Origin of the sequence: Luteolibacter arcticus, from assembly GCF_025950235.1 — a bacterium.
Taxonomy (GTDB): domain Bacteria; phylum Verrucomicrobiota; class Verrucomicrobiia; order Verrucomicrobiales; family Akkermansiaceae; genus Haloferula; species Haloferula arctica.
Window position 1 is genome coordinate 135384 of record NZ_JAPDDT010000004.1, and the last position, 21696, is coordinate 157079.

Below are 21696 nucleotides of genomic sequence, written 5' to 3' on the forward strand. Positions count from 1 at the left end.
TTTGCGGGGCCCTACAAATTGGGAGAGGCTTTCGCTGGCCATAGCTACGCGAGGATGTCCTTCACCACCTTGGCCGGTTCCACGCCGGTGAGCTTCTGGTCCAGACCTTGGAACTTGAAGGCCAACCTCTCGTGGCTGAGGCCGAGCTGGTTCAAAATCGTCGCGTGCAGGTCGCGGATGTGCACCGGATCCTGGACGATGTTGTAACTCATCTCGTCGGTCTCGCCATAGACCTGCCCGCCCTTGATGCCCCCCCCGGCCATCCACAGCGAGAAGCAGCGAGGGTGGTGGTCGCGGCCGTAGTTGGTTTCGTTCAGCGCTCCTTGGCAATAGACCGTCCGGCCGAATTCGCCGCCGAAGATCACCAGCGTGTCCTCAAGCATCCCGCGTTGCTTGAGGTCCTGGATCAGGCCGTAGATGCCCTGATCGACGTCCAGGCATTGCGAGCGCAGGTCGCGCGGCAGGTCGCCGTGCTGGTCCCAGCCGCGGTGGAAGATCTGCACAAAGCGGGTGCCACGTTCCAACAAACGCCGCGCCATCAGGGCCGAGCTGGCGAAGGTGCCGCCGACCTTGCTGTCCTTGCCGTAGAGTTCGTGGACGTGTTCCGGTTCGCCCGACATGTCAGCCAGTTCCGGCACCGAGGCCTGCATGCGGAAGGCCATCTCGTACTGCTGGATGCGGGTCTGAATTTCCGGATCACCGACGATCTCGTAGGACCGCTGGTTTATCGCGTTGAGGCCATCGAGCATCTTGCGCCGCAACTCGCGGGAGACGCCGGGAGAATCCTGAAGGTAGAGCACCGGATCGCCCTTCGAGCGCAGCGCCACGCCGGCGTGCTTGCCCGGCAGGTAGCCGGATCCCCACAAGCGTGCGGAGATAGCCTGGACATTCGAGTAGGGCGAGCTGTGGTTGGCATGCAGCACTACGAAACTCGGCAAATCCTCGTTCATGCTGCCGAGGCCATAGGACAGCCATGAGCCGATGGACGCTTTGCCGGATTGCATCGAGCCGGTGTAAACAAGCTGGTTGGCGGGCTCGTGGTTGATTGCCTCGGTGTGCATCGATTTGATGATGCAGATGTCGTCGGCCATCTTCGCGGTCCACGGCAGCAACTCGCTGATCCACGCGCCTCCTTGGCCATGCTGGTCGAACTTGAAAATCGTTGGTGCCAGCGGGAAGGACCCTTGGCCAGAGGTCATCCCGGTGAGTCGCTGGCCTTCCTTGGCCAGCCAGTCCTTGAGGTTTTCCTTGAAGCGCTTTTTGAGGTCCGGCTTGTAGTCGAAAAGATCGAGCTGTGAGGGCGCGCCAATGAGCGAGATGTAGATCGCGCGCTTCGCCTTCGGCGCGATGTGCGGCAGCGCATCCTCCATCGACGAGGAAAACGCCTGGCCACCGCCGAGCAGCGAGGACAGCGCGGCGACACCGAGGCCGGTGCCGTTCTTACGGAAGAACTGTCGGCGGGTGATGGCAGAGTTGTAGTCGGTGATCGGGTTCATCGGCGCGGGTGGATCGGGGTGACGACGGCGGGGAGACTCGTCCCCCTTTGCTGAGATTCGTCGGATGGGAAAAGTTGACTGGAGACAAGCGCCCACGCTTTTTTCGATGTCCGGGTATGGTCCCCGTTGCCCCTCGCATTCGCCTTCAGGGCAGCCGCGCAATAGGCCGCCAGGTCCGCCTCAAGCGCATCCAGCATGAGCAAGAGGCAAGCCGCAGGCTTGGTTACATGAATCAACCCGGGGGAAGGGGCCGATAGCGTGTCGCGAGAGAAAACCATGCGCAAAAGAAGGGTCGGGACTGGCCTCGGTGCTTACTTGTTCAGCGTCTCGTCGAGGTTTAACAACTGGCTCGCCACGAGCGTCCATGCGGCAAGTTGCGGGACATCCAGCTTCGGATCGGCCTTGGTCTCGCCGGTGGAGATCATCGCCTGTGCCTCCTTGGCATCCGCGTGGTAGGCCGCAAGAGCGGACTCATACGTGTCCTGAACCACCTTGCGCTCCTCTGCCGTCAGGCTGCGCGACATCAGGCGTGTCGTCATGTAGTCGATGCGCTGCGACGGATCGGCGACCGCGGCCATCGTGTGCTCCGCGAGCCGTCGCGAAGCCTCGACGAATTGCGGATCGTTTAGCGTCACGAAGGCCTGGAGCGGCGTGTTGGTCCGGTCGCGGCGCACGCAGAAGACTTCACGGCTCGGCGCGTTCATGATCTCCATCGCCGGGTGGGGCGCGGTGCGCTTCCACAGGGTATAGAGCGAGCGCCGGTAGAGCGCCTCGCCCGCGTCCTGCTTGTAGTTCTTAGTGTTCGATTCCTTCATCGCCACCGCCTCCCACACGCCTTCCGGTTGATACGGCTTCACCGGTGCACCACCTACCTTGGGCGAAAGCAGGCCGGCCGCGGAAAGGGCGGTGTCGCGGATCACCTCCGCATCCATCCTGAAGCGCGGGCCACGGGAGACCAAGCGATTCGACGGATCTTTCTCGAGCTTCTCCGGTGAGACGGCGCCCGATTGCCGGTAGGCCGCCGAGGTCACGATGAGCTTCAGCATGTGCCGGTAGTCCCACTTCGAGTCGACGAACTCGGCCGCCAGCCAATCGAGCAACTTCGGGTGGCTGGGCCGTGCGCCCATGATGCCGAAATCGTCGTTGGTTTCGACAATCCCGGTGCCGAAGAAATAGTACCAGGTACGGTTCATCGTCACCCGTGCGGGCAAAGGATTGGCGGGATCGCTCAACCAGCGAGCGAGGCCGAGGCGATTCTTCGGCGCGTCGGCCGCCATCGGCGGAAGTACGGCGGGTGTGGTAGGCGCGACCTTCTCGCCCTTGTCCGAATAGACCCCGCGGGTCAGCACGTGGGCGAAGGGCTCGCCGGGCTTCTCCGCCATGACCAGCGACACCGTGCCCCGGTTGCCAAGGGTGCTTTGTTCGGCCTTCAGCACATCGAGTCCGGACTGCAGTTCGCGCGACGGTTGATCGACCGTCGTCAGATAATAGCGAAACAACGAATCCATCTGCTCCTTGGTCCGCTGTTCCGGTCTCTTCGCGAGAATGCCCCGCACCAATCCATCTTGGGCGAGCATGGAAATTTCCTGCTGCGAAAGCAGGCGGCGGTAGAAGCGGAAATCCTGGAGCGCCACCTTGCCGTTGAGTTTCGAATCGCCGCCTTCACGCGAGCCGAGGCGCAGCGGAACCTTTGTTTCGATTTCCGGTCCCACGCTGTTCGCATCGAACGAGGTCTTCACCTTCCTGCCGTCCACGTAGAGCTCCAGCACCTTGGCGGAGGGTTGAGTGCCGTCGAAAGTCACCATCACGTGATGCCATTCATTCGGCGTCAGCGGATCGCCACCGTTGATCTTGCTTCCCTTGGCGGGCCAGGTGTCGATGACGTGGGCGGCTGGCACGCCGCCTTGCAGATAGAGATCCCAGCCGCGGAAGGCCTGATTGGGATCCATCCGCGCGATCACCGCTCCGGTTGGCTGACCCTCAATGCGGATGAGGCCGCCGTAGCTCACGCCTTCGTCGCGCTTGAAGCCCGCAAAGTCCCCGAGGTCCACAATCCCGTCGCTCACTTGCGCCGCCTTGCCGGATGGAGCATTCACCCGCGAGAGCTTCGCCTCCCATTGCTTTGAGGTTCCCCCCGCCTTGCCACGCAGCGGGCCGTCGTCTTCATCCAGCGGCAGGTGCACGGCCAGCGTGGAATCGGCCGCGGCGGACCGGCCGCTCCTTGCAGTTTTCAGCCAGTGCCCGAAGTCATTCCTGACCGCATCCTTGCGGGCCGCGATCTTGCGTTCCTGCTCCGCGATCTCCCCGGGAAGGGCCGTCAGGCGCTCGCGGTCCTCCGGCAGCGGCACCATGACGTTCGGCGGATGATTGGCATTGTTTCCGTCCAGCGCTGACATCGGCGTGTTCCGGAAGAAGGCGGTCAGCGAGTAGAACTCCTTGGTCGAAACCGGATCGAACTTGTGGTCGTGGCAGGCCGCACAGCCGGTGGTCAGGCCTAGCCAAACGGCGGAAACGGTTTCCACTCGGTCCTTGGCGTAGATGGCATCGTACTCATCGGCAATGGCCCCGCCTTCTCCGGTGGTCGCAAGACAGCGCGAGAAGCCGGTAGCCACTTGCTGATCGAGCGTGCGGTTCGGGAGCAGGTCGCCGGCGATCTGCTCGGTGGTGAATTGATCCCACGGCATGTTCGCCGCGAAGGCGCGCACCACCCAGTCGCGGTACGGCCAGATCGACCGGAAGTTGTCGATGTGGATGCCATGGGTATCGGCGTAGCGGGCGGCGTCCAGCCAATGGCGGGCGAAGTGCTCGGCGCTGGCGGTGGTGGCGAGCAACTGGTCGGCAGCCTGTTCGATTGCCGCTTGTGGATTGACCTTGGCCGCTTGTTCGAAGGTCGCCACCGCCTCAGGGGCAGGCGGCAGTCCGGTTAGATCCAGATGCATCCGGCGGTAGAAGCGCGCCAATTCCTCGGGCACGTTTGGCTTGAGTCCTTGCTCGCCGAGTTTTGCAGCAATGAAAGGGTCAATCGGGTTGGCCGCCCAGGCCTTGCCCGCTTCGGGCAGCTCCGGGCGCTTCACCGGGATGAAGGACCAATGCGCTTCGTACGGAGCCCCTTGCTCAACCCATTTTTCCAGCAAGGCGATCTCCTCCGGTCCCAGCGTCTTGTGGGAAGCCGGCGGCGGCATGATCTTTTCCGGATCCTTCTCGTGGATGAGCTGGACCAGCCGCGACTCGGCGGGCTTGCCCTTCAAGATCACTGGTTCGCCATCCTCCCGCGGCGCAAAGGCGTCCGCCTCGCGATCGAGACGCAGGGGTGCCTTTTTCGGCTCGCGGGTGCCGCTGTCCGGCCCGTGGCAATGGTAGCAGTTCTCGGAAAGCAGCGGCTGGACGTGTTCGTTGAACGAGATGATGTCTGGAAGGCGCGGGCCACGGCCTCCGCCACCGTCCACCGGAGCTTCCACCGCGCCAACACGACCTGAAGCCGCAACGCCCCAGAAGGCCGCGGCCGAAGCCACAATGGTCCACGGGACAATCTTGCGAAGGAATGGGAACTCAAAAGTCATGTCGAATAGGATTCGTACGGTTGCAGAAGAATGCTCAGAAGCCGAACTCGCCCATGGGGTTCACATCTGCTTGGAAGAGCGTCCGGTTCAGAGACTCCGGGGAAAGAAATGGGTAGAGCGCCTTCTCTTTCTCTTCCAGATCCGCGACCAAGAAGATGGGAAGGTTTGGAATACCATTTGGAGCACGAGTGAAGGATGCACCTTGCTTCTCAATCATGGCAGCCACCGTGAAGACTCCTCCGGCGTCACCGATGAGGACGTCCACTTTGATCGACTGTCCTTTCCGCAACTCGATCCACTCGCCCGAATAAATAGGGAGCGTGGGATGTCCAGGAACACCGTTCCCCACCAGTTCACGGGGGCTCCGGGTGAAATGCCAGAAGGACGAGTCGAACACCACCTTGCTGTCGAAACCGATGACCATGCAGTTGTCTCCCCATCCGACAAATCGGAAGATACCGGTTTCGGTCACCTTCACCCTGCCGGTGTAGTGGGCCACCCACATGCCCGGACCGGAATCGGGACATTGAAACGCCTTGGCCGCCTCCGTATCCTGCATTAGCTGATAGGTGAACGCCTTCGAGCGAAGTTTGGTGTCGGCCGTGAAGTGCTTGTGCTTTGAAGGTGGAGCCCACTTCGAGCTTTTGATAAATCCTCTCACGATCGACGTGTAGTCCTTTTCGTCAGGGGCTTTGACTCCGGTGTCCTTGTTTTTCTGGTCCCGTTTGAAATCATAGAAGGTGCCGACCAATCCCGCGCCACCCGTGGTGCCGAAGGGATTGGGGTCCATGAACCCCTGGCCGATGCCGAGCCCACTGCCCGGTCCCGTCCCGCGACCCGCGCCGGTTCCAATCCCCGTGCCGCTTCCGCCGCCGGCTCCCCCGCCCTTGCCCAAAGAGGCTGCTGCCATTTCAATCGGCAAGGAGGGGTCCGGAAGTTCGTTCGAGGAATCCGGAAGGGAAAATTCAGCCGTGAGGCTGGTGGACGCAATGCGCTTCGACAAGACGGTGGGAGTCATTTGCTGCCGCACCTTCTGCTGAATCTTGTGGCTGACTTCAGAACCGGCGCTTCCTCCGCCTCCACCACCGGGAATAAAATCGATTTTTTCCTGTGGCGGCTCGATCCAACGGATGAAGAGGAAGATCGCCAACAGGATGAAGACCGCGTGCGCCAACAAGGAAATGGAGAGCGCGCTGCCGCCCAATTTCCGCCACACTCCTTTTGCTTTGCCGTGATCAGCGTCTCCGGCAGGCGCAGGCTTTGGGCGGGCGATCGGCTTCGGCACTGCCGCCACCGATGCCTGCTTCGGCCCCGTGACTGGCATCTTGAGTCCGGCCTTCGATGACGAACCAATCGGGGTCGGCGGGAGCTGGCCCTTGATCGGGCCGTTCGGTGGACTTGCAGGTGCCGGACGGACGACATGCTTCATCGCAGAGACACGCGCCGCCACTGCGGGCTCGTCCGTGTCCAGGCTGCGGAATTCCGCGGACCGAAGGTCAAACCGCTCCGGCGGGGACTGGCCTGAATTGCTGTGAGAACTCATCATTGCACTCGATGGAGGAAGCCGGGAGAACCGCATCCGGTTCAGTCGGACAAGCGCTCGGGAATGCCGAGCAAGGCGACCCGGCCCGCTTTCTGAGATGTGTAGAGAAAGACATACGAGCGGAAGCGCTGGTCCATGGCCCAGCGGGTGCTTTGCACCACCTCCCAAACTCCGCCTGCCTTCCGGGTCAGGATTTGCACGGCGATCATGTCATCTTTCTTTCCCGCCGCTCCCGTCAATAGACGGTGGCTGCCGGGAACAAAACTCTGGGGCGAGCCTTCGCCCAAGCGGACGGCCGCCTCTATCTGGCAGAGATTGAAGACCAGCGTCGCGCCGCCGTCGAAGCCCGTTGCCGGCAGGGACACCGCGCTTCCCTGGTAGCCTTTGCCGGCGGGAACGATCATGAACAGCAGCCGCTCGCGTCCTTCCGCAGGCACCTTCACGGATAACACCGGCTTCTCATCGGACTCCGTCGTGAAAAAATCGACGAAGGTATCGTCGCGCAAGGCACCCTTGTGCGGTCCTCCGATGTCGTTCTTCGAAGTTCTGATACTCTCCCTGCCCTTACCCGTCCCGACGAAGAGGACCGGCGGTGCCCCCCCCTTTGGATCAAAACATACCGACCGGAAGGACACGACCGCAGTCTCCGCCCGAAGAGACATCGAGCCAACCCATGGCAGGACGACCGCAAAGAGCCGGAGCCAAGCACCCTTTTTCAATCGCAGGAGAGCATTCATTGGATGACGACGAAGGGGGGATGGAATCAAATCTCTTCCCCGGACAGCCACCGGAACGAAGTGACGTCGAAACGGCGGCCGAAGCTCCGGTTGACGTTGGAACGAAGCGAACCAGCCGCGACCTCCGGCAGATCAGTGTTGTCCAGATACTCGGGCACCCGCTGCACCACGGCTTCGCACCAGGCACGGGCGGTCACCGTGCCATCCTCGGCAGTAGCTTCGCCATATGCCCGCACCAGAAAGGTGTCGGAACGCGCATTGAGCACCGGAGCGATCGGTCCCAGCAGGTCTGCTTGGCAAACATAGGCGGGAGCGCCTTGATAGCGTGAGCCCATGGCAGCGCTGGGGTTGGCGTAGGCGGTGCCCTCCAGATCGGCTGCGGTGATCCGGGACGAACTGAAGTCCTCGTTGATATCCACGTCGGGGTCTTCAAGAGCCGCTTGCAGAGCGCCGTAGAGAGTCCGCTCGTCGTTTTCCGGACCGAGCCGCCGGTTGATGAATTCCCCTAGCGAGCGGAAGGGACCGCGCGCTTTGACCTGACGGACGATCGCCTTGGCCAGAGCATCGATCTGATCCTCATCGAGCTCACGGTAGCCGGTCCAGCGCAGGTCTTCCCCGGCTTTCCCGCTGGCAGCATCGGCGGAGCCGCCGTTGGGCATGCTGAAGCGGCTGACCACGAAATTACCCGGGGGTTCAACCCTCGGCTTGCCGGACATCGACTCCATCACGCCCATCCGCTTGCGATGGGCGGAAGCGAGCAACGACTTCCATGCCTCCACCGACACCGAATTGATATTGAAGCCGCCGTCCACCATCAAGGCGGCGGCCGACTTCTTGTAACCATTGGTAGCCGCCCGATCGCGGCTCACGAGCTCGCCAATCACGCTTTCAGCAGGCCGGGCGAGGTAGGGACGGTACCGTTCGTTGGGCAGAGGCTTGCCGTTCTCGTAGAAATCGCGGACCACCGCTTCGATGCCGGCTTTACCGCCGGATCGCAGCAATCCATCCCTCGGTGCCATCGAACTGAAGAAATAATCGTCCCAGAGCAGATGGTTCGCAGCATAGCTACGATCGATGTTCGGCCGCTCGAGGAGAGTTCCGGGTGGGAACTTTTCGCCGCGGATGGACCCGCCGAACTGGTTCAGATACATGTCCACCCAGTATGGCCAGCCGCGGTTCCCCTTCACGGCATTCGACGGCACACCCGGCGAGGCAAAGGAGTTCCCAATCGCGTGATTCTGCATGAAAAAGCCGCTCGAATAGAGGTTGTCAATCGAGGCCTGCGGCAGGTGCTGCAACTGGGCGAGCGAGGTCAGAGGTGCCATCGGGATTTCGATGTCGGTGATCAGCGACTGCCCGCCCTGCGGGAGATGGCTGCCGCCGAAATAGGTGTGGGTGGCATCGCCCGGTGTCACCTGGAGATAGCTCGAAGCCTCTTGATACGAGTTGATCGACTCAAAGCTCAGCTTGTAAGCGCTTGCCGAAAACGGGGTCTTTCCCCCGCTGTTCGTCGCGCCTTGGAAGCCGTGCCCCGGAATGCAATCGGCCCACGTTTTGTTAGGCAGATCGGTCTCGTCCAAGGCCTTGAGCTGGGCATCCATCACCATGAAGGGGCGCGGAGCATTCGACAAACTGCTGAACGTGCTCGTCGAGCGGTCGCTCGAAAGCTTGTCGGGCGACGGGCTGTCACCCTGATAGCGCCAGGATACCTTTGATGACCAAAGGTAGGTCTGCCAAGAGCCATCGCCCTCCTTACAGTGGTTGCCCCTGATATCGAAGGTCGACTGGTACCCTCCGTTACTGGCATAGGCGGACCCCCCATTTTCAAACAGCTTGACCCGCGTCTTCACTTCAAGGCGGTCGGCGGGTGCACCGCTAACATCAATCAAAGACTCGCTCCGCCCTGGGCCATTGCCGTTACCCCATTCGCCGCCGGCAAAAGAGGGTGAATAGCGGAAGGGCACCGTATCCATCATGTGGGCATGGTGCATCGGGATGGCCTGGAACCACTCCCAACGCGTCGGAGTAAGGACTTTGGCTTCGCCGGCGCGCAGGCGCAGAGGCTTGTCGGCGATCGGCCGCACGCCATTGCCACGGCCGCCGTTTCGCCAGTCGAAGACGCCGCGGACCTGACCATTGACAACCATTTCGTGCTCCATTGGCATGGCCGTCCAGAGCATGCTGTATTCCGGCACCACCAGATCCACGTTATAGGGGTTCCAGAGAGTCATTACCGGATAGGCGTAGAAACGCACCGCCAGCTTCTGGGGATCGGCGGGATCGGGCTTGGTGCCGTAACTAATGAACAGGAGACAGCGAATCAGAACCGGTGCCGGCCGCAGGGTCCCGGTGTTCCAACGCTGATTGACCTGTTCGTCCGGTTGGACGTCAGTGCTGCCATTGAAGGCGGTCAGGGTCGGCCGGCCGTTGTCGAGAGTGACCTTGTTGCGCAGGCGGCTGTAGTGGGCCAGGCTCTTCCACGACAGGACGTCGTATTCATTGGCGTCGCTCAGCGCGATCTTGCGGTTCGGCCCCATCGGTCCGCTGAGTCCCGCGGACGGCCAAGCCGGTGCCCGATCGAGGCTCGACTGCTCCAGGAACAGGCTGAGGTCTTCCCGCAATGCGCCCTTCGAAACATTGGTGAGCACGCTTCGGGGATAGGGTGACAGATCGTGGAAATACTTCTCGCCGACGAGGCGGGATGCGGCCGCCAGATCGGTCTGGCTGCGGGAGATCACCTTGGCAGCCTCCGGCGTATTGGACGGGAACTCTTCTTCCACCGCCTGCACCCCATGCGCTCCCGGCGTCCCCGCGGCGGACAATACGTCCGCAGTGACGGGCGACTTCTGCAGATCGAGTTCGGATGTCGGGTTGACGAAACCCTTGCAGTTTTCATCGCCGACCCACCACGCCAGCCGACCGGTCTGACTCCTCTTCGCGCCCGTTAGATCGATGCCCCCGGCATGCACCGGTTCCGCTTCTTCATGACCGCCGGCAAGCTTCACCGGGTACTTGAAGCTGCCGCCCTCCGCGAAGCCGGTGCTACTCAGCGCCTCAGAGTCATCCGACGAAACCAACCAGCGGCGGAACGGCTTGTCCCGATCGTAGTCCGGCGTCCTACCAAGCTGCTCATCGCGCGCACTCCAAACCCCCGCAAGCTGGGGGTGGGCAAGCGAGGACGACTCGTCCTCCTCTGATGCAAGGATGCCAGATGGGGCCGTGATCCGCTGGTCCGGACCCAGCTCCTTTTGCAGGTCGCCAATCGCCAGCATCAAGGCGAGCCGGGCATTGGCCTTGGCGGTCCATACCTCCGATTCGCGACCACCGTTTCGAAGCGAGATGGTGGACAAGCTGAGCAGGCCCACCGCCAGGACGAGCAGCAACACCGTCAGAGAAAGCGTGATCATCAGCGCGAACCCTCCCGGCATGGACGAACGAGGCATTCCCGACGGGCGGGCGCAGCACCCCCTTGCAACGACGATTCCATCTTGCGGACGAATTATCCGGCTGGCCCTCGAGATCGGTGGAGGAGTCTTCATGGCAATTCGAATGTCGCTGATCGGGATTGGCCTACGCAGTTACGCCATGAGATACGATCGACGAACTCCTCTTGTATTCGTGTCGACCGCCCCCCCATCGCGGGGTCGTGCACCGGCCAGAGGCTCGCCACGGCATACCATTGGCCAATGGAACAAAGTAGGGGCTCGCGGTCGCGCCGACTCCGGTGATGACAGCTCCGTGGATCGAGGCGCAGCCAGCGAGAAACGGGAGAGGAGTGGCTTTCATGAATGTCTCTGATGGCCTGGTGAAGGATTTTTCTGCACATTAAGCAGACTCACTTGAAAGTAGCCCTGCACAGTTCGGGCAACAAGGTTCGCGAACGATCAAATTGCGCCAACGCAATACCGGATAGACCAGATATCCGTGAGCTAACCCGCTATTTTACGACAAATCCTGCTTCCGCTTGTCGCCTTTGCCACGCAGCTGGTATCTGCCTTCTCATGCGCTGGAGGTCGATGCCTTCCGCCTTGGCCGAGGCGGCAAGCCGGTCTTCTAACGCGCGGCGGAACGCGAATGCCGTCGAGTATCTTTTCATGCCGCCTTCTCCAGCATCTTCATCAGCCACGCAGGCAGCCCTTCCATCGACTTCGCCTTCTTCAGCTACGGCCGCGTAATCAGACCCCGGCGGAGTCCCTGCTCCAGCGCCTGCCGGAGCTCGGCCGCACGGAGCCTGCCATCTACTTCCATTCCCGGATTTCCGACGAGAAGTGGCGCCCCTACGTCGGGACGATGAAGAAGATCGCTGACGAGCTGAGGGCGCATCTGGCGGCGTGAGGGTAAGTGCCGGCTTTGAAGACGACAGGATCCTCGTTCTCCACGAAGGGCTCGAGCTCCGCCGCGTCGAGGCGGGAAAGCAGGTCCATCGACAGCCCGGTAACCTGCAGCAGGCTTGTCTCTCTTACTTCGCGCCGGAGTTCATGCCGTCCTCTATGATCACCTGCGCGTCGAGCACTCCACCCAGGTAGGCGATCTTCAATTCCGCGCCTTCCAGCGAGTTGACCGCTTCCCGGTGCTGGTCTGCCAGTAGACGCGCATGGTCAGCGTCCTTCAGGTCCAACTCCTCCAGCGTCAACAGCCAGGAGGGCGGCGGGAACAGCAGCGGATCGATCAAGCTGAAGGCCAGCCGGACGATTTCCTCCAGCGAGCGAGTCGCCGGTTCCTGAGGCCGCTTGGGCACCTCCCGGAGACCCAACCGGCGCAGCGAGGCATTGAGCAGGTAGAACCCGCGGATCCCCTTCATCGGGATGATGACTCCCTTGTTCACGAAATCATGGAAAGTGCTCCGTGGCAGCGGTGGCTCGAAGCAGCGGCTGATCGTCTCGCGACGAACTGCATATACTCCGGGTAACCGGTTGGCGGGGACTTGGAAGACGGCGAGGCCATGGCGGCAGCATGATCGCGGGACTGGACGCTGGCATGGAGATTATGCCGCCCCTCGGTTTCTGGCCCGGCCTAGCCCCTTCATAAAGCCATCGCAGAACTAGCATCCCGAAAATACTTAATGTTTCTTAAATAGGTACCAGAGCAGTTGCCAAAAATGCACCGTTTTTCCGGATTTCGACGGATTTCCACGGCCGCCCCCGGACCGGGCGTTTTCGCCCCTAGACGAAAAAAGCCCCTAGATCGGGGCTGATTCCAAGACTTTCCGGGGAGTGGAGCATAGGAGATTCGAACTCCTGACCTCTTCATTGCGAACGAAGCGCTCTACCAACTGAGCTAATGCCCCTTTTCCGGTGGGACGGCACACGGGTTGACAGAGCTAACGGAGGGAATCAAGGGGGAAATCGGGGGCACTTCAGCCCGCTCCACACCCCCCTCCGCCAGCGCAGCATTCTAACACTGGATAATCAAGCTTTGCCAAGCGCCGCGAATTTCCCATAGTGCGGCCCATGCAATCGCGTTGGCTTCTCCTTCCCGCCGCATCTCTTTCCCTTTTCCTGAACTCCTGCGTCAATGGTGGCGGCGGTCTTGCCGGCGCTTCCAACCCCTCCGGCACGGGCCCCTTCGATAGCCGGGGCAACTACGTCGAGGCTTGGGCCGACAACCCGTCAGCCTGGCGCAAGGGCAATACCGAAATCGTCGAAGCCGTGCCTGATCGCCCGGCGGCTGACGTGCCGGTGACGACGCAGCAGACTCCGGTGCTGGTGGTGAACGAGACTCCCGAGACGGTCCGCACGACGACCACGGTGGTTTACAAGAAGCCGACGCCGGGTTCCTCCGCGAGCCTGCCGAAGCCGAAAACCACCACGACCGTTGTCAAGACCACGACGAAGCCCAAGACCTCCACCGCGGTTGCCAAGTCGACGCCGAAGCCGACCGTCAAGAAGCAGGTGGTGTCGAAGTCGAAGCCGAAATCGGCGCGCCACACCGTGCGCTCGGGTGAAAACCTCTACAACATCGCCAAGCGCTACGGCACCAGCGTGAGCGCGATCCAGAAGGCCAATGGCGTGAAAGGCGCGACGATTCGCCCCGGCCAAGCACTGGTAATTCCCCGCTGATCAAGCGGTCGCAATGCTGCCCGCTTTCACGGCAAAGCGGGCCATGCCCTCCAAGCCGGCGGACTCGTCGAGCCAGCCGAGGTGCGTGGTGGTGATCCATTTCTGCGCCACGGTGGGAAGCACGCGTAGCACGGCATTCCGGCGACTGGGATCCAGCTCCCCGAAGACGTCGTCGATCAAATAGACCGGCAGACTTCCGCGGACTGCCGCGAGGGCCTCCCCTTGGGCGAGCTTGAGCGAAAGCGCGAGGGTCCGCTGCTGGCCTTCGCTGGCGAATTCCCCGGCGGGCAGCCCATTGATCGAGAGCAGCAGGTCGTCGCGATGCGGGCCCACAAAGCTCTGGCGCTGCCGACGTTCCCGGTCGCGGGCCTGTTCCAAGGCGAGCCGCAAATCATGCCCGCCCGCAGGCCGGTATTCTATGGCGAGCAGCTCCTCCTTTCCACTGACCTCACGCTGCGAAGCGGCGGCGCGGGGTGAGATGAGTTCCACCAGCCGGGACCGTGCTTCCACCAGCAGGGTCCCCTCGGAAATCATGACCTCCTCATACGAGCGGATCTCGTCCTCGCGGGGCCGCGGATCTTTCAGGAGCAGATTCTTCGCCTTCAAGGCCCGTCGATAGCGAGCCAAGGCCGTCCGATAGCCCGGCTCGAGCTGCGACCCCATGAAATCGAGATAATGCCGCCGCGTTTCCGCCGAACCGCGGACCAGCTCGAGGTCTTCGTTGCCCATCCACACGATCAGCCCGCCATCCGCCAGATAGCTGCCGGAGCCGTCCCGCGCCTCGCCATCCACCGTAAGCTCAAAGGCCTTTTGCCAACGTACCCGGCGCTCTTGCTCCCATGCCTCCCCGGCGACACCAAAGCCCCCTGCCCCGCCCATACGGGCCATGGCGGGCATCTTCCGCGTCCGCGGCGAGTGGAGCCGGACCAGCACGCAGACGGCCTCCAAAATGGAGGTTTTCCCTTGGGCATTATCCCCCGTGAACAGGGCCCCGCCTTCCGGAATCTCCAGCGCAAGGCCGGAAAAACAGCGGAAATCGACAGCGCGCAGGGTGCGGATCACGGGGGGAGTAGCGAGTAGCAAGTAGGCCGTAGCAAGGGAGAAAGGCACGGGCAAGGCAGCGAGATGTCCACGGCTGTTCTCCCACGCTACTTGCTGCCACCTACTCGCTACTCCCCCACCCACTCGCTACTTGCTACTTGGCCTCCGCCGTGCATCCTCGCCGCCCGCTCATGGCAGGGCCTCGTTTCCAAGCACTTCCCGGATTCCGCGACTTTCTCCCGAAAGACACCGCGGCCCGTAACTATTTGTTCGAAATCTGGCGCTCGGTCGCCCGCCGCTATGGCTTCGTGGAATACGAGACGCCGCTGCTGGAGGACACCGCGCTCTATATGAAGAAGGCAGGAGGCGAGCTGAACTCGCAGCTCTTCCGCTTCGAGGACCAAGGCGGCCGCGACGTGACCCTGCGTCCCGAGGTCACGGCCTCGCTGGCACGCCTCGTCGCCCAGCATCAGCGCGATTTCCCGAAGCCGCTGAAGTGGTTCGAGATCGGCCAGTGCTTCCGCTACGAGAAGCCGCAGAAAGGTCGCGGCCGGGAATTCTTCCAATTCAACGTCGACATCCTCGGCGAAGCCGGCCCACAGGCCGATGCCGAGCTGATCGCCTTGGCAATCGACACCATGCTCGCCTTCGGGTTCCAGCCGGGGGACTTCGTCGTGCGCGTCTCCGACCGCCAGGCATGGCTCGACTTCGCGTCGCAGCGCGGCGTGAAGGAAGAGAGCATCCCGGATTTCCTCCAGATCATCGACAAGCTGGAGCGCGAGAAGCCGGAGGTCACCGCGGAGAAGCTCTCCGCGATTGGCCTCACCACCGACGAGGTCACCGCCTTCATCGCGAACCCCGAGAACGCGTCATCCGCTTTCGAAACCATCCGTGCCGAACTGACCGCACGCGGGCTGGGCGAATACCTCTCGCTGGATCTCTCCATTGTCCGAGGACTGGCGTACTACACCGGCGTCGTCTTCGAGGTCTTTGATTCAAGGAAGAGCATGCGCGCCGTCGCCGGCGGTGGCCGCTACGACACCCTCGTTGGTGTCATTTCCGACGGCGGCGTGGAGATGCCCGCGACTGGCTTCGCCATGGGCGACTACGTCATCCGCAATCTCATCGAGGAAACCCCGCATGCCGAGCTGAACATGGCCTCATGGCTCCAGCGCAATGCCGCCGCCTGCGACATCTACCTCGTGCTCGCCGACGACTCGAAGCGCCCCGAGGCCCTCGAAATCCTCAGCGAACTCCGCAACGCCGGCATCTCCTGCGACCTCCCCTTCTCCGCCGCGAAGGTGAACAAGCAGTTCCAGAATGCCGAGCGCAGCGGTGCCCGCTTCGCCCTCGTCATCGGCAGCGAACTGCCCGAGCTCAAGCTGAAGAACCTCTCCTTCCGCAACGAGGAAAGCTGCCATGTCCTCGGCCTCGCCGACTGGCTCGTCGACCGCCTCAAGCAACCCGACGGCCCGCTTCTTGCCTGAAGAATTTCAACCGCAGATGAACGGGATGGACGCAGATGAACCACATGCGAAAGAAACCGAAGCAATCATCGGATGCGCTTTTTCGGTTTTGAACGCATTGGGTCACGGCTTCCATGAAAAACCTTACGAGAATGGGTTGGTCGTCGAGTTCCGCCACCGGGGGATTTCCTTTTTCCAGCAACCGCGCTACCCCCTGACTTATCGCGGCGAGTTAGTTGGCGAATACGTTCCCGATCTCACCGCTTTCGACAAGGTGGTCGTGGATGCGAAAACCATCGACAGAATCACTGATCATGAGATCGGCAAGATGTTGAACTACCTGAGGGTAACCGGCTTGCAGGTCGGCCTCATCCTCAATTTCAAACACGCCAAGCTACAGTTCCGCCCGGTTACTCTCACGCGTCCCGATTCCCCGGACCTCCATTCCTGATCTCATCTCTTCCATCTGCGTTCATCCCGTTCATCTGCGGTTGAAACACTTCAAGTCCAACACCGCCAAACTTTCCCACCATGCGCACGCACCACTGCAACGAACTCCGCCCCGCCCACATCGGTGAAACCGTCACCTTGATCGGCTGGGTCAATACCGTGCGAGATCAGGGCGGCGTCATCTTCGTGGACCTCCGCGACCGCGAAGGCCTGACGCAGTGCGTCTTCCGCCCGGAGGAAAGTCCGGAAGCAGCTGCCGCCAGTCACAAGCTCCGCGGCGAAGACGTGGTGCAGGTCATCGGTAAGGTCGCCAACCGCCTCGAAGGCACGGCCAACGACAAGCTCGGCACCGGCGAGATCGAAATTGTCGCCACCCAGCTCGTGGTGGTGAACAAGGCCGACGTCCTCCCCTTCCAGCTCGATAAGGAACTGTCCAACGAGGACATCCGCATGCGCTATCGCTACCTCGACATCCGCCGCCCGCGCATGTCGCAGAACCTGCGCACGCGCCACCGCGTGACCAAGGCGACCCGCGATTACCTCGACGAAAACGGCTTCTGCGAGATCGAGACGCCGATCCTCTCCAAGTCCACACCGGAAGGCGCACGCGACTTCCTCGTCCCATCGCGCCTCCAGCCCGGTTCCTTCTACGCCCTGCCCCAGGCCCCGCAGCAGTACAAGCAACTGCTCATGGTCGGCGGCATGGAGAAGTATTTCCAGATCGCCAAGTGCTTCCGCGACGAGGACCTGCGCGCCGACCGCCAGCCGGAGTTCACGCAGATCGACATCGAAGCATCCTTCGTCCATCAGGACGACATCATCGGCTTGGTGGAAGGATTGCTCGGCCGCGTCTTCAAGGAGTCGCGCGGAGCGGACATCCCGAAGAGCTTCGATCGCGTCACCTACAACGACGCAATGAACACTTACGGCTCCGACAAGCCGGACCGTCGCTTTGGCTACCACCTCACCGATCTCGGCGATGTCTTCGCGAACTCGTCCTTCAAGGTCTTCTCCGGCGCACTCGCTTCCGGTGGCACCATCAAGGCCATCAACGCGAAGGGCTTCTCCGACATCTCCACCGGCCAGGTGAAGACGCTGGAACAAATCGCCATCCAGGCCGGCGCGAAGGGCCTCGCCTACATCCAGGTCCGCGGCGAGACCGTCGATACTTGGCGCTCCCCCATCACCAAGTTCCTCTCGCCCGAGGAGATCGAGGCGATGAAGCAGAAGCTCAACATCGAGACCGGCGACCTGATCCTCTTCGCCGCCGGCGCTTGGGATCAATCCTGCGACATCCTCGGCCGCGTGCGCCTTGCCTGCGCGGAGATGCAAAACCTGCTCGAAGGCAACGAAGAGCTGAACTTCCTCTGGGTTACCGAATTCCCGCTGCTCGCGAAGGATGAGGAGACCGGCGGCTTCGTGGCCGTGCACCACCCCTTCACCCGCCCTCTCAAGGAAGACGAGGAGCGCTTCCTGACCGAAGGCCCCTCCACCGATCTCCGTGCCCAGGCCTACGATGTGGTCTTGAACGGCTACGAGCTCGGCGGTGGTTCCATCCGGATCCACGAAGGCCCGCTGCAGTCCGCGATGTTCAAGGCACTCGGCATCTCCGAGGAAACCGCAGCCGAGGAATTCGGCCACATCCTCGATGCCTTCCGCTTCGGCGCCCCTCCGCACGGCGGCCTCGCCCTCGGCCTCGACCGCCTCGTCATGCTGATCTGCAACGAGCACTCGATCCGCGAGGTCATGGCCTTCCCGAAGAACAACAAGGGCAGCGACCTCATGAGCCAATCGCCCGCCGAGGTCGATCCCAAGCAGCTCCGCGACCTGCGCATCCAGACCCTGAAGAAGCCCGGCACGGCACCCGCCGCGGTGGTGCAAAGTTAAACCTGCCAACCCGGGAGATGGCCCGTGCTTTGAAGAGGAAGACGGTCATTACAATTCCAAGAAACGAGCGCTTTATCACAATCGCACTGGGTGGCCTGTTCTTGACCATCGGTGCGGTCGTTCCCGGCGGTCTTATGGTCAAGTCGATCCGCGGTTACCTACGAACCAGCGATGAGGTTTCCGTCGAAGCGCGGATCCTCAAGCTGGAACGCAGCCGAGGGAGACGGGCCTCGACCATCGCCGAGTATTCCTACCGCTACCATGGCGAGGGCTACCGCTCTACCAATGTTGCCTTGTTTCGGGACAGTTCAGATCTCTATCAAAACCTGAAAACGGCCCATGAATCCGGCACTACGGTTCGGGCTTGGATCGATCCGGACCATCCCTCCTATGCGGTGATCGACCGTGAATGGAAATGGTCGAAGATCCCGCTTGCGATGATCCTCTTTGGCGGATTCGCGGGCGTTGGATGTCACCTCATATACTGCGGATGGAGAGGCCATCGATAGCCCTCCCTCTGGAATTTGTGGCGATTTCCCGATTTCTGAGCGACGATTCAGGCAAACTGAACCATCCGCCATGACCACCCTACCCGCAGAATACCTGACCACCGTTTTCCTCCTCGGCATCCGGCCCGTCCCTCTGCCTGCGAAGTTCGCGATCATCACGGGCTGGAACCCGATGGACCGGCCCACCAGCGCGGTCGAAAACATCCGTGAAGACGAGGCCCTGCGACGGACCTTGGAGTTGAAGGCACTTTCCTATTTCCGCGCGACCGGATGTTCGCCGGACCTCTCCCATCGCGAACCCGGCTGGGGCGTGGAGATGCCGAAGGCCGACGCCATCGCCCTCGGCCGCCGCTTCAACCAACGGGCCATCTGGTGGATCGAGAATGACAGCCTGATTCTCGTGAACTGCGCCGATGGCGAAGAAACGCCGGTGGGAGAATTCGAGTTGAGAATCGCCGGCGAGAAGTAGCAGACCGAAGCGTGCAACTCTGCCCCTCAGCGTGCGCCAGCCTTCTTCAGCTCGGCCACGGCTTCATCGAGCCGCTTGCGCGTCGCGACGAGCTGCCCGTTGAGTTCCTTGAGCTTTGAATCGCGTTCGGCGAGTGCCGCATCTCGCTTCACGAGCGCCTCGTCGCGTTCCTTCACGGCCTGCTCCCACGTTACGATACTGGCCTTCGCCTCTTCAAGACCGGCGGAAAACTTGGCGATGTCCTCGATCCGGAGCGCTACCTCTTTCTCCGCAGCCTCGGCGGCCTTGCGGATGGAATCCACGGAGTCCTTTAACCCTTGGATGTCGGACTGGAGTTGGTCGGCGCGCTTTTCGGCTTCGAGGCGCGCGTTCTTTTCAAGGATCTCGCGGCTCTTTGCCTCATGCAGCTCCTTGTCGCGCACTTGGCCGCCGAACCACTGGATCAAAATGAAGCCGGCGAGCACGATGCAGCCGACGGCGTTGACGATGGGAAGCGCTCTCGGGTTCACGGCTCCTGATGCTTCGTTTCAAAGCTGACCTTCTCCACGCCCGCCGCTTTTGCGGCGTCGATCACGGAAAGCACAGCCTGATGGCGGCTGTCCTGATCGGCACCGATCAACACCTTGGTGTCCTCGGTCGGCGGCAGCGCCCGCAAGCGCTCGGTGATTTCCGAGGGCGTCACGATCTTCGTATCCCAAGTGATCACGCCGTGGGCATCGATCGCGATATGGATCGGCGGTGTCTTGTTGTCGGCCACCGAAGAGGTGGACGCCGGCAACTTGAGATTCACCCGGTGGATCTGGCTCATGCTCAGGCTCACCATCATGAAGCTGGCGAGCAGGAAGAACATGATGTCGATCAATGGCACGATCTCGATCCGCGCGTCTTCCTCGTGGTCGTCACCGCCACCCGACTGGAGTTTGACCGGCATCGGCTCAGCGCTTGAGGTGGCGTTCGACCGCGAAGGTTTCGAGGTCGTGGCCGTGGGCCTTGGCGGATTGCACCAGCAGTTCGGCGTGGTTGATCCAGGTCTCAAAGGAGTGACGGAAGGTCGAGACGCGCTTGCGGAAGAAATTGTAAGGCAGCAGGCAGCCGATCGCGATGGCCAGGCCGCAAGCCGTGGCAATGAGCGCCTCGGCGATACCGCCGGTGACCTTGGTCACCCCCAACGCTTCATCGCCGAGCGAGGCGAAGGATCCCATCAAGCCCACCACGGTGCCGAGCAAGCCGAGCAACGGCGCCAAGGTGATGATCGTGCCGAGGACCCACATGCGGGCCTCCGAGCGCTCGATCCACTTCGTGGCATGCAAGTGCATCGCCGCGAGCATCGATGTGTGGGCGTGGGAAATCCCTTCGTTCAGATTGTGGAGGAACGGATCCTCCCCCTGCTGGCCGAGTTGCCACGCAGTGTTGAAATCGCCCGTGCCGAGCGCCTCGCGGGCTTTCTCCTGAGCCGCCGGACGAATCGACCGCTTCAGAGTGATCCACCAGTAGGTCCGCTCTAACAAGACACACACCGCCAGGAAAAAGGTGGCCGCCACGGGCCACATGATCCAGCCCCCTTCATGAAACGTCTTGAGGACGATATTCGCGATCAACATCGATCAATTCAGTTGGAAAACAATGGGCCGGGAGGCGCTCGCCCGGACACCCGGACGGAATTTCCAGCGGCGCACGGCACTCAGCGCCGCTTCGTTAAAAATGGGATTCGTGCTGCTCGTGACGCTGGTGCTGACCACGTAGCCGCGCTCATCGACGGAGAAAAGCACCGTGACCCTGCCGGTGAGACCCGCCGAGCGCGCACCGGACGGGTAGCTCGGCTTCGGCATGCGGCCACCAGCCCACCGGTCCGCACCCACCGGGCTGTCACCGGAACCTCGCGCCGTACCATTGCCGGTGCCCGTGCCTTGACCGCTTTCGCCGGTGGTGCTTTTGCGACCGACCGTCTTGCGGGTGGTGGAAGCTTTCGGCCGCGTGTTCGCCGGCTTTGCCACCGCGGGCTTTGGCTTCTCCATCCCATCCGGGCTGCTGATCTGCGGGAGATCGGGAATGTCCGGGAGCGGCTCGACGTCGGCGATCTCCGGCACTTCAGGCATCTCCGGGATCTCGGGCACCTCGGGAATCTCCGGCATCGCCACTTCTTCCGTGACCGCTTCGTCGGTCGCCTCCGCTTCTGCGGGCGGAGCCGAGCCCATCGCCATCGGCGTGAGGCTCACCTCCAGCTCCTGCGGCTTGGCCGCCAGCAATTCGGGCAGGCGGTCCACCACCTTGATCACACAAGCAACGGAACTCGCCCCGGCCACCGTCAGCCAGGTGGCGAGGGTTCCAATGTTGAGGGCGTAAAGGAAAGGGCTCATGGCAAATCAACTCTTAATGAGAATCAGTCGCAAGAGAAGCCTGCACCCCTCCCCCGGCGAGTGTCAAACGTGAAGGCATAAACTTTTCGCGCAACCTGCGGTTCTTGATCCCCCGCTGAAAA

Annotated in this window: 18 protein-coding genes and 1 tRNA gene; 6 read left to right on the forward strand and 13 right to left on the reverse strand. The window is 62.1% G+C overall.

The annotated features are described in order from the left end of the window. Positions 1-44 precede the first annotated feature (44 nt). The 8 genes from OKA05_RS11410 to OKA05_RS11445 form a co-directional block, all read right to left on the reverse strand. A complete protein-coding gene (locus OKA05_RS11410; protein ID WP_264487268.1) occupies positions 45-1496 on the reverse strand; it encodes a DUF1501 domain-containing protein in 1452 nt (483 codons plus the stop codon). A 311-nt stretch (positions 1497-1807) separates the two neighbouring features. Next, a complete protein-coding gene (locus OKA05_RS11415; protein WP_264487269.1) occupies positions 1808-5056 on the reverse strand; it encodes a DUF1553 domain-containing protein in 3249 nt (1082 codons plus the stop codon). A gap of 34 nt (positions 5057-5090) precedes the next feature. Further along, the gene (locus OKA05_RS11420) at positions 5091-6485 is read right to left on the reverse strand and encodes a hypothetical protein (RefSeq protein WP_264487270.1); all 1395 of its coding nucleotides are present in this window, start codon (positions 6483-6485) and stop codon (positions 5091-5093) included. Between the two features lie 155 nt (positions 6486-6640). Further along, positions 6641-7336 (reverse strand): hypothetical protein, encoded by a 696-nt coding sequence (locus tag OKA05_RS11425; protein ID WP_264487271.1) that lies wholly within the window; start codon positions 7334-7336, stop codon positions 6641-6643. 26 nt (positions 7337-7362) lie between these two features. Next, the gene (locus OKA05_RS11430; protein ID WP_264487272.1) at positions 7363-10743 is read right to left on the reverse strand and encodes a hypothetical protein; all 3381 of its coding nucleotides are present in this window, start codon (positions 10741-10743) and stop codon (positions 7363-7365) included. Positions 10744-11613: 870 nt separating this feature from the next. Further along, a complete protein-coding gene (locus tag OKA05_RS11435; protein ID WP_264487273.1) occupies positions 11614-11760 on the reverse strand; it encodes a hypothetical protein in 147 nt (48 codons plus the stop codon). A 35-nt stretch (positions 11761-11795) separates the two neighbouring features. Beyond that, positions 11796-12161, reverse strand: coding sequence for a hypothetical protein (locus tag OKA05_RS11440; RefSeq protein ID WP_264487274.1), 366 nt, complete (start codon positions 12159-12161; stop codon positions 11796-11798). Positions 12162-12550: 389 nt separating this feature from the next. Further along, positions 12551-12623: transfer RNA gene (locus OKA05_RS11445), tRNA-Ala, on the reverse strand. Positions 12624-12786: 163 nt separating this feature from the next. Between OKA05_RS11445 and OKA05_RS11450 the strand changes: the two genes are divergently transcribed. Further along, positions 12787-13395, forward strand: coding sequence for a LysM peptidoglycan-binding domain-containing protein (locus OKA05_RS11450; RefSeq protein ID WP_264487275.1), 609 nt, complete (start codon positions 12787-12789; stop codon positions 13393-13395). Here OKA05_RS11450 and recF read toward each other — a convergent pair whose 3' ends face one another. Beyond that, positions 13396-14457: a DNA replication/repair protein RecF gene (gene recF / locus OKA05_RS11455; protein ID WP_264487276.1), complete on the reverse strand. Its 1062-nt coding sequence runs from the start codon at positions 14455-14457 to the stop codon at positions 13396-13398. A gap of 170 nt (positions 14458-14627) precedes the next feature. On the opposite strand from recF, the gene hisS reads away from it, so the two are divergent. From hisS to OKA05_RS11480, 5 genes are all read left to right on the forward strand, one after another. Then, on the forward strand, positions 14628-15923 hold the full coding sequence (hisS, locus tag OKA05_RS11460) for a histidine--tRNA ligase (RefSeq protein ID WP_264487277.1): 1296 nt from the start codon (positions 14628-14630) through the stop codon (positions 15921-15923). Beyond that, a complete protein-coding gene (locus tag OKA05_RS11465) occupies positions 15856-16353 on the forward strand; it encodes a GxxExxY protein (RefSeq protein WP_264487278.1) in 498 nt (165 codons plus the stop codon). Before hisS ends, OKA05_RS11465 begins: the two co-directional genes overlap by 68 nt. A gap of 80 nt (positions 16354-16433) precedes the next feature. Then, positions 16434-18239, forward strand: a complete 1806-nt coding sequence (aspS, locus tag OKA05_RS11470) for an aspartate--tRNA ligase (protein WP_264487279.1) — start codon at positions 16434-16436, stop codon at positions 18237-18239. Positions 18240-18256: 17 nt separating this feature from the next. Then, positions 18257-18748 (forward strand): DUF3592 domain-containing protein, encoded by a 492-nt coding sequence (locus OKA05_RS11475; RefSeq protein ID WP_264487280.1) that lies wholly within the window; start codon positions 18257-18259, stop codon positions 18746-18748. A gap of 70 nt (positions 18749-18818) precedes the next feature. Beyond that, positions 18819-19217: a DUF3293 domain-containing protein gene (locus tag OKA05_RS11480; RefSeq protein WP_264487281.1), complete on the forward strand. Its 399-nt coding sequence runs from the start codon at positions 18819-18821 to the stop codon at positions 19215-19217. Positions 19218-19243: 26 nt separating this feature from the next. On the opposite strand, the gene OKA05_RS11485 is transcribed toward OKA05_RS11480, so the two are convergent. The 4 genes from OKA05_RS11485 to OKA05_RS11500 are packed head-to-tail and all read right to left on the reverse strand — an operon-like array spanning position 19244 to position 21574. Then, positions 19244-19726 carry a hypothetical protein gene (locus OKA05_RS11485; RefSeq protein ID WP_264487282.1) on the reverse strand — a complete coding sequence of 161 codons (483 nt, stop codon included), beginning with the start codon at positions 19724-19726 and terminating at the stop codon, positions 19244-19246. Beyond that, complete coding sequence (locus OKA05_RS11490) at positions 19723-20148, reverse strand: ExbD/TolR family protein (protein WP_264487283.1); 426 nt, start codon at positions 20146-20148, stop codon at positions 19723-19725. Before OKA05_RS11490 ends, OKA05_RS11485 begins: the two co-directional genes overlap by 4 nt. A 4-nt stretch (positions 20149-20152) precedes the next feature. Further along, on the reverse strand, positions 20153-20818 hold the full coding sequence (locus tag OKA05_RS11495; protein WP_264487284.1) for a MotA/TolQ/ExbB proton channel family protein: 666 nt from the start codon (positions 20816-20818) through the stop codon (positions 20153-20155). 3 nt (positions 20819-20821) lie between these two features. Beyond that, entirely contained in the window at positions 20822-21574 is a 753-nt protein-coding gene (locus OKA05_RS11500; RefSeq protein ID WP_264487285.1) for an energy transducer TonB, read from the reverse strand. Positions 21575-21696 lie beyond the last annotated feature (122 nt).